8 protein-coding genes and 1 pseudogene are annotated in these 12916 nt (G+C 66.5%); all 9 read left to right on the forward strand.

The window, feature by feature from the left end; all coding sequences use genetic code 11:
* The first annotated feature begins 74 nt into the window (after positions 1 to 74).
* The 9 genes and pseudogenes from glf to ACFXKN_RS09805 all read left to right on the forward strand — a co-directional run bounded on the left by glf (position 75) and on the right by ACFXKN_RS09805 (position 12820).
* Entirely contained in the window at positions 75 to 1268 is a 1194-nt protein-coding gene (gene glf, locus ACFXKN_RS09765) for a UDP-galactopyranose mutase (protein ID WP_378948165.1), read from the forward strand.
* A gap of 197 nt (positions 1269 to 1465) precedes the next feature.
* Positions 1466 to 3358: pseudogene (locus ACFXKN_RS09770) on the forward strand (glycosyltransferase); the annotation flags it as partial.
* A 116-nt stretch (positions 3359 to 3474) separates the two neighbouring features.
* A complete protein-coding gene (locus tag ACFXKN_RS09775; RefSeq protein ID WP_379432892.1) occupies positions 3475 to 4035 on the forward strand; it encodes a phosphatase PAP2 family protein in 561 nt (186 codons plus the stop codon).
* Positions 4036 to 4061: 26 nt separating this feature from the next.
* Entirely contained in the window at positions 4062 to 4994 is a 933-nt protein-coding gene (locus tag ACFXKN_RS09780) for a decaprenyl-phosphate phosphoribosyltransferase (RefSeq protein WP_379432858.1), read from the forward strand.
* Between the two features lie 4 nt (positions 4995 to 4998).
* A complete protein-coding gene (gene zomB / locus ACFXKN_RS09785; protein ID WP_379432893.1) occupies positions 4999 to 6894 on the forward strand; it encodes a flagellar motor control protein ZomB in 1896 nt (631 codons plus the stop codon).
* A gap of 189 nt (positions 6895 to 7083) precedes the next feature.
* Complete coding sequence (locus tag ACFXKN_RS09790; RefSeq protein WP_379432859.1) at positions 7084 to 8154, forward strand: alpha/beta hydrolase; 1071 nt, start codon at positions 7084 to 7086, stop codon at positions 8152 to 8154.
* A gap of 304 nt (positions 8155 to 8458) precedes the next feature.
* A complete protein-coding gene (locus ACFXKN_RS09795; protein WP_379432860.1) occupies positions 8459 to 9520 on the forward strand; it encodes an alpha/beta hydrolase in 1062 nt (353 codons plus the stop codon).
* A 300-nt stretch (positions 9521 to 9820) separates the two neighbouring features.
* Complete coding sequence (locus ACFXKN_RS09800) at positions 9821 to 10822, forward strand: alpha/beta hydrolase (protein WP_378946777.1); 1002 nt, start codon at positions 9821 to 9823, stop codon at positions 10820 to 10822.
* Between the two features lie 204 nt (positions 10823 to 11026).
* Positions 11027 to 12820 carry an alpha/beta hydrolase-fold protein gene (locus ACFXKN_RS09805; protein WP_379432861.1) on the forward strand — a complete coding sequence of 598 codons (1794 nt, stop codon included), beginning with the start codon at positions 11027 to 11029 and terminating at the stop codon, positions 12818 to 12820.
* Positions 12821 to 12916 lie beyond the last annotated feature (96 nt).

Consider the following 12916-nt stretch of genomic DNA (forward strand, 5'->3'; position numbering starts at 1 on the left):
ACGGTGGTCTTCCGATACGCTGGGCACCCGTGACCGCCGCATCGCCCTCGGGTAACTCCGTCAACGCAGATTCCATGGCCCCGGCAAACCAGTACGACCTGATCGTGGTCGGCTCCGGTTTCTTCGGGCTGACCGTCGCCGAGCGTGCAGCGAACGTGCTGGGCAAACGGGTGTTGGTGATCGACCGCCGCTACCACCTGGGTGGCAACGCCTACTCCGAGCCCGAACCGGAAACCGGTATCGAGATCCACAAGTACGGCGCGCACCTGTTCCACACGTCGAATAAGAAGGTCTGGGATTACGTCACCCAGTTCACCGAGTTCACCAACTATCAGCACCGGGTGTTCGCGCTGCACAAGGGGCAGGCGTACCAGTTCCCGATGGGGCTCGGGTTGATCTCGCAGTTCTTCGGCCGCTACTTCAGCCCGGAAGAGGCCAAGGCGTTGATCGCCGAGCAGGCCGCCGAGGTGCAGACCGCCGACGCGCAGAACCTCGAGGAGAAGGCGATCTCGCTGATCGGCCGCCCGCTCTACGAGGCGTTCGTGCGCGACTACACCGCCAAGCAGTGGCAGACCGACCCCAAGGAACTGCCCGCGGGCAACATCACCCGCCTGCCGGTGCGCTACACCTTCGACAACCGCTACTTCAACGACACCTACGAGGGCCTTCCCAAGGAGGGCTACACGAAGTGGCTGGAGAACATGGCCGCTTCCGACCTCATCGAGACCAGGGTGAACACCGACTGGTTCGACGTGCGTGACGAGCTCGTCGCCGCGAACCCGGAAGCCCCGATCGTCTACACCGGCCCGCTGGACCACTACTTCGACTACACCGAAGGCGAGTTGGGCTGGCGCACCATCGATTTCGAGACCGAAGTGCTCGAGACCGGCGACTTCCAGGGCACCTCGGTGATGAACTACAACGACGCCGACGCGCCGTACACCCGCATCATCGAGCCGCGCCACTTCCACCCCGAGCGCGACTACCCGACCGACAAGACGGTCATCATGCGCGAGTTCTCCCGTTCCGCGAAGACCGGCGACGAGCCGTACTACCCGATCAACACCCCCGAGGACCGTGCCAAGGTGCTCGCCTACCGCGAGCTCGCCAAGAAGGAGACCGCGGAGAAGAAGGTCCTCTTCGGCGGCCGCCTTGGCACCTACCAGTACCTGGACATGCACATGGCGATCGGTTCGGCGCTGAGCATGTTCGACAACGTGCTGCGTCCGTACCTCGAGTCCGGCGCGACCCTGGTGGACCAGGCGTGAGCGGGCAGGGACAGGAGGCTGCACCCGGCGCCGGCGCCGGTCAACAGGAACCCGGCGTGAGCGAACAGACCCCGGTCGCGGCACAGAGCACCCGAACACGCAGGAAGTCCGGCGAGAACGGGCAGCGCGCGGCGGCCCCCGCGACCAAGCCTGCCACCGCGCCGAAGCGCCGCGCCGCGAGCGCGCCCGCGAAGGCCGTGGTGCCCACCGAGACGCGGGCCAAGTCGCTGCTGCAGCGGGTCATTCTGCCGCGTCCCGGCGAACCGCTGGACGTGCGGACCCTCTACCTGGAGGAATCCACGACCAACGCGCGTCGCGCGCACGCCACCAGCCGGACCGAACTGTCGATCGGCGCGGAGTCGGAGGTGTCGTTCTGCACCTACTTCAACGCGTTGCCGGCCAGCTACTGGCGTCGCTGGAGCGTGCTGAACTCGGTGGTGCTGCGGCTGGAACTGGCCGGACACGGCCGGGTCGACATGTACCGCTCCAAGGCGGACGGTTCGCGAATCCACGTGCAGGGCAAGGAGTTCGCCGGCGCGGGAGTCGACGCGGCGACGGAGACGGTGGTTGTCGAGTTCGAGGCCGATCTCGGCCCGTTCGAGGACGGCGGCTGGCTCTGGTTCGACATCACCACCGACACGGCGGTCACGCTGCTCTCCGGTGGCTGGCACGCCCCGCAGGAGGCGCCGGGCACCGGCACCATCGCGGTCGGCATGCCCACCTTCAACCGGCCGACCGACCTGGTCAAGACCCTCGCCGCGCTGGGTTCGGACCCGCTGGTGCTCGGCAATGTGGCCGCGGTGATCGTGGCCGACCAGGGCAACCGCAAGGTCGTCGACGAGCCCGGTTTCACCGAGGCCGCCGCGACGCTGGGCGACCGGCTGAGCATCCACGACCAGCCCAATCTCGGCGGGTCCGGCGGGTACAGCCGCGTCATGTACGAGGCGCTGAAGACCGACGCCGAGTACATCGTCTACATGGACGACGACATCGAGATCGAGCCCGACTCCATCCTGCGTGCCCTCGCGTTCTCCCGGTTCGCGAAGTCGCCGCTGCTGGTGGGCGGGCAGATGCTGAACCTGCAGGAGCGTTCGCACCTGCACAGCATGGGCGAGGTCGTCGACCGCTCGATCTTCATGTGGTCCTCGGCGCCGAATGTCGAATACGACCACGACTTCTCGAAGTACCCGCTCAAGGACCGCGACAACTCCAAGCTGCTGCACCGGCGCATCGACGTCGACTTCAACGGCTGGTGGACCTGCGTGATCCCGCGTCAGGTCGCCGAGGCGCTCGGTCAGCCGCTGCCGCTGTTCCTCAAGTGGGACGACGTCGAGTACGGCCTGCGCGCGCGCGATGCCGGCTACCCGACCATCACCCTTCCGGGCGCGGCCGTCTGGCATATGGCCTGGTCCGACAAGGACGACGCGATCGACTGGCAGGCCTATTTCCACCTGCGCAACCGCCTCGTTGTCGCCTCCCTGCACATGCCCGGCGACGGCAAGCCGATGATCGTCAACACGATCAAGGCAACGCTGAAACACCTTCTCTGCCTTGAATACTCGACGGTCGCCATCCAGAACGAGGCGATCCGCGACTTCCTGGCGGGCCCGGAGGGTCTGTTCGACCTGCTCCCCTCCGCGCTGGGCAAGATCCACGGCATGCGCAAGGAGTTCCCGGACGCTGTGGTCGTGCCCTCGTCCACCGAACTCCCGCTGGCCAACCGCCACGGTGTCGGCGCGGTCGGCGAACCGGGCAACCCCATCGCGAAGGTCGCGCGCCTGGCCAAGGGTGTGGTGCACAACTTCCGCAAGGCCGACCCAGCCGCCTACGAGACACCGCAGCTCAATGTGCCGACGCTGGACGCGCGCTGGTATCTGCTCTCGCAGGTCGACGGTGTCACCGTGACCACCGCCGACGGTCGCGGCGTCGTCTACCGCAAGCGTGACCCGCGTCAGGCCCGCGACCTGCTCAAGGAAGCGATGCGCCTGCGCAAGGAACTCACCGCCCGCTTCCCGGAGATGCGGCAGCGCTACCGGGCCGCGCACGCCGAGCTCACCAGCACGGCGGCGTGGGAAAAGACCTTCGGCATTCACGACGGGCTCGAAGGCGGCACCGAGAGTAACCACGGAGAGCCCCGGGAACGCCGAGAAGACGACAGCCTGAACGGAACCGCGAAGTGACCAACACCGAACTGCCCGAAATTGAGATGGCCGAGGAAGGCTGCTGCGGCGGCTGCGATTGCAGCGGCGACTACGTAGAGGTCCCGGTCGAGGTCGCGATCCTCAACGCCGTGCAGGGCACCATCGGCACCAGCCCGGCCGTCGTCTCCGCCGCGCGCGGTATGTCGCACTTCGGCGAGCACGCGCTCGGCTGGGTCGGCATCGCCGCCGCGGGCTGGCTGGTCGACAAGCCGCGCCGCCGTCAGTGGGCCGGTGTCGCGGTGGGCGCGGTGGGTGCGCACGCCGCCTCGATCGTGATCAAGCGGATCGTCCGGCGCCCGCGACCCAACGATCCGTCGGTGCAGGTCAACGTGTCGACGCCGAGCAAGCTGAGCTTCCCGTCCTCGCACGCCACCTCCACCACGGCGGCGGCGGTGTTGCTCGGGCGCTTGACCGGGCTACCCTTGCCTGCGGTGATCGTTCCGCCGATGCTGCTGTCCCGGGTTGTGCTCGGGGTGCATTACCCTTCCGACGTGATCGCCGGTTCCGCTTTGGGGGCCGCGTCGGCTGCTGCTGTGCTAGCCGCCGAAAAGAGACGTCGACAGTGACCGCAACTGAAAGAACTTTGGCCAAGATGAGCGAAGAACCGTCCGCCGCCGTCCTTGACGAGGGTGCTGTGAAGGGCCCGCCGAAGACGCTGCTCGGTGGTGTCATCAAGGCCATGCGCCCACGCCAGTGGGTGAAGAACGTCCTGGTGCTCGCCGCACCACTCGCCGTCGGACCGGAAGCGGTCGGCGACGCGGGCGTGCTCGTGAATGTCGCGATCGCCTTCATCGTGTTCTGCATGGCGGCCTCGGGCATCTACCTGGTCAACGACTCACTCGACGTCGACGCCGACCGGGCCCACCCGACCAAGCGGTTCCGGCCGATCGCGGCGGGCGTTGTTCCTGTCAACCTGGCTTACGCCTTGTCGGCGGTGCTGCTGATCGGCTCGATCGCCGGTTCGTTCCTGGCGTCCTGGAATCTGGCCGTGGTGATGGCGATCTACATCGGCATCCAGCTGGCCTACTGCCTCGGCCTCAAGCACCAGGCCGTGCTCGATATCTGCATCGTGTCCTCGGGCTTCCTGCTGCGCGCCGTCGCCGGTGGCGCGGCCGCCGGGATCGCGCTGTCGCAGTGGTTCCTGCTGGTCATGGCGTTCGGTTCGCTGTTCATGGCGGCGGGCAAGCGCTACGCGGAACTGGCGCTCGCGCTGGACACCGGCGCGAAGATCCGCAAGTCACTCGAGTACTACACGCCGACCTACCTGCGCTTCATCTGGACCCTCGCGGCCACCGCCGTCGTGATCTTCTACGGCCTGTGGGCGTTCGAACAGGCCGAGTTGCGCGACACCCAGTGGTACTCGATCTCGATGGTGCCGTTTACCATCGCAATCCTGCGTTACGCGGTCGACGTCGATGGTGGCGGGGCCGGTGAACCCGAAGAGATCGCGTTGGGGGACCGCATCCTGCAGTTCCTCGCTATTGCCTGGATCGGAGCGGTAGGTGTCGCTGTCTATCTCACCTGACGAGATGCTGGTAGCGGAGCAGGATTCAATCGAAAACGAGCAGCTACGCGACGACGAGTCGCCGCGTAGCGACGCGCGTTTCCCGGTTCTGTCCCGCGCCACCTTTGTCGGTGGGGTGGTACTCACCGCCGTGCTGTTCACGGTGGGTGCGTGGCAGCGGCGCTGGATCGCCGATGACGGCCTGATCGTGCTGCGCACGATCCGCAACCTGCTCGCGGGCAACGGCCCGGTCTTCAATGCCGACGAGCGGGTCGAGGCCAACACCAGCACCGCGTGGACCTACGTGGTCTGGTTCTTCTCGTGGCTCACCCAGGCTCGCCTCGAGTACGTGGTGCTCGGGGTGGCGCTGGTTGTTTCGGTGCTCGCGGTGGTGTTCGCGATGCTCGGCACCGCGCGGCTGTGGGGCGGAACCAGTGGTCAGCTGCTGATTCCGGCCGGTGTGCTGGTGTACATCGCCCTGCCGCCCGCGCGGGATTACGCGACCTCCGGGCTGGAGAGCGGTCTGGTGATCTGCTGGGTCGGGCTGCTGTGGTGGCTGATGATCCGCTGGAGTCAGGCCGCTGTCGTTCGCGTGCCGAGCCTGTTGGGTCTGGTCTTCCTGGCCGGGCTCGCGCCGCTCGTTCGTCCCGAGGCCGCGCTGATCGGCGTGCTCGCGCTCGGCATGATCTTCCTCGCGCCGATGCCGCAGTTCCGGTTCGGCCCGGTCGCGTTGCGCGCGCTGATCGTGTTCGTCGCCGGGATCGTGCCGGTGGGGTACCAGATCTGGCGGATGGGCTACTACGGCCTGCCCTACCCGAACACCGCGGTCGCCAAGGACGCGGGCGGGGCCAAGTGGGGACAGGGCGTCACGTACCTGTGGGACCTGGTCGGCCCGTATTACCTGTGGATTCCGCTGCTCGTACTGCTGATCGCCGGTGTGGTCGCGGGGATCGCGCGTGGCTTCGCGCTGCCGCGGTTGTCGGTGGCCGGTGTGCGGGCATGGCTGCGTTCGCCGAGCGCGGTGGTCGTGATGGTGCTGGCCAGCGGCCTGCTGCTCACCGTGTACGCGGTGCGCGTCGGCGGCGACTTCATGCACGGGCGAATGCTGCTCACCCAGCTGTTCCTGCTGCTGTTGCCGGTGGCTGTCGTCCCGATCCCGACGCGATTTCGACACAGCGACTGGTCCGTTGTTGTGCTGTTGACAGCGTTGCTCGGCACGGCGGGCTGGTCGCTGTACGCGGCGAGCACCACGGCGATCACGACCGGCACCAAGATCCGGTCTTCCGGCATCGTCGACGAGCGCATCTACTACGTGCTCAACACCGGCAAGGACCACCCGATCCTGGCCGAGGACTACCTCGACTACCCGCGCATGCGGGCCATGGTCAACGACATCGCCGACAACCCCAACGGTGGCCTGCTGCTCAACTCGCCCGCCTACACGTTCTGGTACCTCGACCCGCCCCCGCAGCCGATCCCAGAGGGTGGCTCCGGTCACACGGTCTACTTCCTGAACTTGGGCATGACGAGCATGAATGTGCCCCTCGACGTGCGAGTGATCGACCCGATGGGCCTGGCCTACCCGCTGGCCGCGCATTCGGACCGGCTCGCCGACGGCCGCATCGGCCACGACAAGAGCCTGCTGCCGGACTGGGTGGTCGCCGACTCGGGCATGGTCGACCTCCACCCATGGATGCCCTGGTACATGGACGAGGAATGGGTCACCCAGGCCCGCACAGCCATGTCGTGCCCGCAAACCCAGGCGCTGATGATCTCCACCCGCGCTCCGATGACGTTCGATCGTTTCAAGCACAACCTGCGCCATGCCATGACGTTCGCGAAATATCGCATCGACCGGGTGCCCAAGTACGAAATCCAGCGGTGCGGACTCGTGGACCCGTTCCCGGAACCGCCTCGCTGAAACCCCTCGGCCTGGGTTTTCACAGTGGCGTTCGCCGCTAAATCACTTTTCGGTAACGCCAGGCTATCGATGTAGCGATATGGTCACTGAGGAACGAGACCCGTCGGCGCACTGGTGTGCCGGTATCTAGTCGGCGGTCATTGCAACCGCGGTTCCGCGCGAACCGCTCGAGGAAAGGCCCATAACAGAATGCGTGGCGGACGTCTCAGAGCCCGGGGAGCCGGCTGGCTCAAACGATCGGTGCTTCTCTCCCTGGCTGTAGTGCTGCCGATCGGTGCGGCGGTGGCTGGTCCCACCGGCACCGCGACGGCGGCCTTCGATCCCACAGGTTTCGACTTCTGGGTCGACTCGGAGATGGGCCCGATCAAGTCGCGGATCTTCCGCGCGGCCGATGGCAACACCAATCGGGTCGTGTACGCGCTCGACGGTATGCGTGCGGGCGACGACCTCAGCGGCTGGGAGAAAGACACCAATGTCGCCCGCGCCCTGATGAACGCCAACATCAACGTCGTGATGCCGGTCGGCGGCCAGTCCAGCTTCTACGCCGACTGGAACGCCCCGAGCAGCTTCTTCGGCCTCGACGCCGGTTCGGGTGGTAGCTCCACCGGTTCGGCGGCGACCGGTTCGGCGATGACCGGTTCGTCGGTCGCGCCCACCCAGGTGGCAGGCAAGAAGAACACCTACAAGTGGGAAACCTTCCTCACGAGCCACCTGCGCAACGCGCTGTCGGCCCGGCTGGGCTTCAATCCCAACAACAACGGCGTGTTCGGTCTGTCGATGGGTGGCTCCGCCGCGCTGACGCTGGCCGCCTACCACCCCGATCAGTTCAGCTTCGCGGGCTCGTTCTCCGGTTACCTGAACATCTCGGCGCCCGGTATGCGTGAAGCCATGCGCGTGGCGATGGTCTCGGCCGGCGCCTTCAACATCGACGCGATGGCGCCGCCGTGGGGCCAGCAGTGGTTCCACATGGACCCGTTCGTGTTCGCCCCGCGTCTGGTCGCCAACGGCACCCGCGTCTGGGTCTCCGCGGCCAGCGGTATCCCCGGTGCGGGCGATGTGTCCAACCCGATGGAGATCGTCCAGGGCGTCCCGCTGGAGCTGCTCGCGATGGTGAACAGCCGCGCGTTCCAGGTCCGTATGGCGACCCTCGGCGGCGGCAACGCCCACTTCGACTTCCCGATCACCGGCGTGCACAACTGGCGCAACTGGGAAACCGAAGTCAACCGCATGATCCCGGACCTTTCCGCGAACATCGGCTAGTAAACCCCGCTAGACCCTCCAAACCCGCTCGGTGCCTCGTCAGCACCGGGCGGGTTTCTTGTTTTTTCGTCACGATCCGAGAGATCCTCGGTGACGAATCATGTGCGACAGATCGCCAGGAGTTGTGCTCGGGGTCACTTTCCAGCAACATGTAGACCCATCGTCACCGATTGATACACAGTGAGCATGCGTCGAGGTTGAATCGTCCGTTTTGCCCTGGATTGGTTTCTCTCGACGTCCGATGAGGGATCCGATTGCGTAGCTCGGTATTTGCGCGTTCGGTCTGCGAGAAAGGTCTAGTCGAATGCGAACACTGCGCCGCAAGCGTGGGCCCGTGAAGACCGCAGCCCCTGGTTCCTGGGCTAGGCGTTGGGCCGCGGGCGTATCCATGGCTCTGCTCGTTCCGATCGCGACGGCCGTCACCGGGGGGATCGCGCCCGCTTCGGCCGGCTTCAACGGCAATGCCTTCGACTTCTGGGTCGACTCCGGGATGGGCCCGATCAAATCGCGCGTGCTACGCGCCGCGAACGGCAACCTGGACCGCGTTGTCTACGTCCTCGACGGTATGCGCGCACCGGAGCACCTCAACGGCTGGGAGATCGAAACCGATATCCCCAATGCGCTGGCCGCGGCCAATATCAATGTGGTGATGCCGGTTGGTGGCATGTCCAGCTTCTACGCCGACTGGAACGCGCCGAGTGATTTCTTCGGCATTCCTGCCAACGGTGCACCGACCTCGGGTTCCGGTGCGGGCAACGCGCTGTCCGGCGGGCCAGGAAAAAGCTACCGATACCAGTGGGAATCGTTCCTCACCGGCGACCTGCGCAACGCACTCGCCGACCGGCTCGGCTTCAACCGCTTCCGTAATGGCGTGTTCGGGCTGTCGATGGGCGGCTCGGCCGCGCTGACGCTGGCCGCCTACCATCCGGACCAGTTCTCCTTCGCCGGTGCGTTTTCGGGCTACCTGAACATCTCGGCCCCCGGCATGCGCGAGGCCATCCGGCTCGCGATGATCGACGCGGGCGGCTACAACGTGGACGCTATGGCGCCGCCGTGGGGCCCACAGTGGTTCCACATGGACCCGTTCGTGTTCGCCCCCAACCTGGTAGGCAACAACACCCGGCTGTGGATAGCGGCAGGCTCGGGGTTGCCGACCAGTGCCGATGGCCCGAACATGGCCACCGTCAACGGGATGGCGCTGGAAGCTTTGGCACTGGCCAACACCAAGGCGTTCGAAGTCCGGATGGCGACACTCGGCGCCCGCAACGTCACCTACTCTTTCCCGGCCTTCGGCATCCACGCCTGGAACACCTGGAATGACGAGGCCCTGCGGATGATCCCGGATTTGTCGAACAACATCGGCTAGCCGATCTCCCACAAACGCCCGGCGCATAAGTGCGCCGGGCGTTTATTTTCTCCTGGTAACTCCTCGCCCCATAGGTCTACCGGGGTCGACCCGCCCAGACCGACACGCCGCCCATACGGGTATTTCACAGCCGAGTTCTGTTGGCCTTGCGGTTAATTGGTGGGTGGAATATCCTCCAGCGAGCGTAAGTGTGACCAGATCGTTGTTTCATCCGTCTGATCGACCGGGCTGTCGGGGCCGTGTCGGGGGGCGACAGACGCGTCTGGCACGCCACAACAGCAGAAAGAGAGCGGAATTCACATGCGTTTCGGCAAGGCCGTCGCGCCGGCATCTCGTGGTTGGCGTAATCGAATTCTAGCTGTCGGCGCTGCAGCCCTTGTGCTGCCGATCGCCGCGGGAGCGGCCCCGACCGCGCTCGCCGCACCGGTGTCGGCACCCGCGCTGCGCGCACCGGCCGGTGGCTACGAAGAACTCATGGTGCCCTCGAAGATGGGCCCGGTGAAGGTCCAGGTTCAGTGGGCGCGCAACGGCGGCAACGCCGCGCTCTACCTGCTCGACGGCCTTCGTGCCCGGGATGACCGCAACGCCTGGTCGTTCGAGACCAACGCGATGCAGCAGTTCGGCAACGACAACGTCACCCTGGTGATGCCGGTGGGTGGCCAGTCCAGCTGGTACGCCGACTGGACCGCCGCGAGCAACACCAACGGCCAGAAGACCACCTACAAGTGGGAGACCTTCCTGACCGAAGAGCTCCCGGCCTTCCTCGAGGGCTACGGCGTTTCCCGCAGCAACAACGCGGTGCTCGGCCTGTCGATGTCGGGCCCGGCCGCGCTGCGCCTGGCCGCGCTGAACCGCAATCAGTTCAAGCACGCGTCCTCGCTCTCGGGCCCGCTGAACTGGGGCGCCCCCGGCATGCGTGAGGCCATCCGCGTGATGATGCTCGACGCGGGCCGGTTCAACGTCGACGCCATGGCCGCTCCGTGGAGCTCGGCGTGGCTGCGGATGGACCCGATGGTGTTCGCGCCCGAGCTGCGCGGCCTGCCGATGTTCATCTCCTCGGCCAACGGCCTGCCGTCCAAGCACGACAACCCGGCCGGCCTCGGCGGTGTCTACAACACCGGCAACGCAATGGCCATCGAGGCCATCTCGTTCGTGAGCACGATGGCCTTCCAGCGCCGTCTCAACACCCTCGGCATCAATGCCGTCTACGACATCGGTGCCCCCGGCACCCACTCGTGGAAGTACTGGGAAGACGAGCTGTGGAAGGCGCGTCCGCACATCCTGAATGCGCTGGGCGCCTAGTAGTTTCTGCTCAGCAACAACTCGAAGACCGGCTCACCCCCAGGGTGGGCCGGTCTTTTTGGTGTGCTCGCCCTTCGCGTGTCCTCCCCAGTTATCGCTGCCGGTTGCGGTACAACCGACGGTGAGGCTGTGTCCCCATTCCGGGATGATGGAGGGTCGCGTGTGATGAAACATCGTGTCTCGGTTCAGAGTGTTTCAGCGCCGATGCGGCGGATCCTCGCCATCGCGGCCATGGCGGCGGCCCTGCTCGCACCAGCCGTCAGCGTTCCCGCGCAGGCGCAACCGGCGGTGTCCGGGGTGCAGCGGGTGGATTGGCTCTCGGATCGGCGGGTGGCGCTGTGGGTGTACTCGGCCGCCATGAAGACCCCGATCCAGGTGCAGATGCTGTTGGCGCGGGACTGGAATGTGCGCCCCGATGCGAAGTTCCCGATGATGCTCATGCTCGACGGTCTGCGCGCGCAGGACGACGAGAGCGGCTGGACCAAAGACGCCGATGCCGAGGGCTTCTACGCCGACAAGAATGTCAACGTGGTGCTGCCGGTCGGCGGCCAGTCGAGCTGGTATTCGGACTGGCTCTCGCCCGACAACGGCTTCAACTACAAGTGGGAGACGTTCCTGACCAAGGAACTCCCGCCGATCCTCGAGCGTGATTGGCGAACCACGGATGTGCGTGGGGTGCAAGGACTTTCGATGGGCGGAACGGCCGCGATGAATCTCGCGGGCCGCAACCCCGGGCTGATGAAATACGTGGCCTCCTACTCGGGCCTGCTCACTACGACGACACTCGGGATGCCGCAGGCGATCACGTTCGCCGTCAAGGACGCGGGCGGTTTCGACTCGAGCGCGATGTGGGGCCCTCCCGGCAGCCCGGAGTGGGATGCGCACGATCCGTATCTGCTGGCCGACAAGCTCGAGGGCATCAGCATGTACGTCTCCAGCGGTAGCGGGCTGGCGGGCACCCACGATCAGCTCAGCGGAGTGCCGATGATCGCCGAGAACTGGGCGGGCACCGGCCTGGAGATCCTCTCGCGCCTGTCCACCCAGAACTTCGTCGCCAAGCTCGAGAAGCTGGCGATCCCGGTGCAGGCGAATTACCGCCCCGCGGGCACCCACACGTGGCCCTACTGGGATTTCGAGATGCGTCAGTCCTGGTCGCAGGCGGCCGCGGCGCTCGGTACCGATCCCGGCGGCGCCACCTGCACGCTCGGCGGTGCGATCGCCGGGGTCGCGCAAGCGGTGAACTGGCTTGGCAACTGCCTGACCGCGGAGTACCCGGCGGGCACCGGAATGGTGCAGGACTTCTCGAACGGCCGCGTGTTCCATTCCGCCGCGGCGGGCACGCACGCGGTGGGCGGGCGCATCGGTGGTACCTACGCCGGTATCGGCGGCGCGTCCTCGCCGCTCGGCATGCCCACCGGAGGCGAGCACGGCCTGCCCGACGGGCGCGGCCGCATGCAGACCTTCGAAGGCGGCTCGATCTACTGGACCCCCCAGACCGGCGCGCAGGTGATGCGCGGCGCGTTCCTCGAGGAGTGGGCCAAGCAGGGCTTCGAGGGTGGTCCCGCCGGCTACCCGGTGGCCGCCGAGGCGCGCACACCCAGCCGTGACGGCTCGGTACAGGCCTTCGAACACGGGCCGATGTTCTACAGCCCGGCCACCGGCGCACACCGGGTGCAGGGCTTCATCCTGGACAAGTACAGCCAGCTCGGCTTCGAGAACAGCCCGCTCGGTTTCCCGGTCGCCGAGGAGGCGCCGCTGAAGGATCTCGGGCGCTACAGCCGGTTCGAGGGCGGCAATATCTACTGGAGCCCGCTCTCGGGTGCCTGGTCGGTGCGCAACGGCGCGCTCGCCGACGCCTGGGGCGCGCAGGGGTTCGAGAACGGCAGGCTCGGGTATCCGGTGAGCGACGAATTCGCAGTTCCGGGCGGAATCCAGCAAAACTTTCAGACCGGGTTCATCGTGGTGCGAGAGGGCAAATCCGAAGTCCACGGGGTGTGAGCTCGGGCTGAGAACTCTCTGAGCTTCGCCGCGTGGTGCCCGTCAGCGCCGATTGTCCGGCTAGCCTGGTCTGCGACCGCTTCCCTGACGAACGAT

The sequence above is a fragment of the Nocardia sp. NPDC059195 genome (assembly GCF_042754695.1).
Classification (GTDB): Bacteria; Actinomycetota; Actinomycetes; order Mycobacteriales; family Mycobacteriaceae; genus Nocardia.

What these genes read in the sequence shown, in the direction of transcription:
- ACFXKN_RS09790 (WP_379432859.1), top strand. Translation starts at nt 7,084, where the DNA reads ATGCGTGGCGGACGTCTCAGAGCCCGGGGAGCCGGCTGGCTCAAACGA.
- zomB (WP_379432893.1), top strand. Translation starts at nt 4,999, where the DNA reads ATGCTGGTAGCGGAGCAGGATTCAATCGAAAACGAGCAGCTACGCGAC.
- glf (WP_378948165.1), top strand. Translation starts at nt 75, where the DNA reads ATGGCCCCGGCAAACCAGTACGACCTGATCGTGGTCGGCTCCGGTTTC.
- ACFXKN_RS09800 (WP_378946777.1), top strand. Translation starts at nt 9,821, where the DNA reads ATGCGTTTCGGCAAGGCCGTCGCGCCGGCATCTCGTGGTTGGCGTAAT.
- ACFXKN_RS09775 (WP_379432892.1), top strand. Translation starts at nt 3,475, where the DNA reads ATGGCCGAGGAAGGCTGCTGCGGCGGCTGCGATTGCAGCGGCGACTAC.
- ACFXKN_RS09805 (WP_379432861.1), top strand. Translation starts at nt 11,027, where the DNA reads ATGCGGCGGATCCTCGCCATCGCGGCCATGGCGGCGGCCCTGCTCGCA.
- ACFXKN_RS09795 (WP_379432860.1), top strand. Translation starts at nt 8,459, where the DNA reads ATGCGAACACTGCGCCGCAAGCGTGGGCCCGTGAAGACCGCAGCCCCT.
- ACFXKN_RS09780 (WP_379432858.1), top strand. Translation starts at nt 4,062, where the DNA reads ATGAGCGAAGAACCGTCCGCCGCCGTCCTTGACGAGGGTGCTGTGAAG.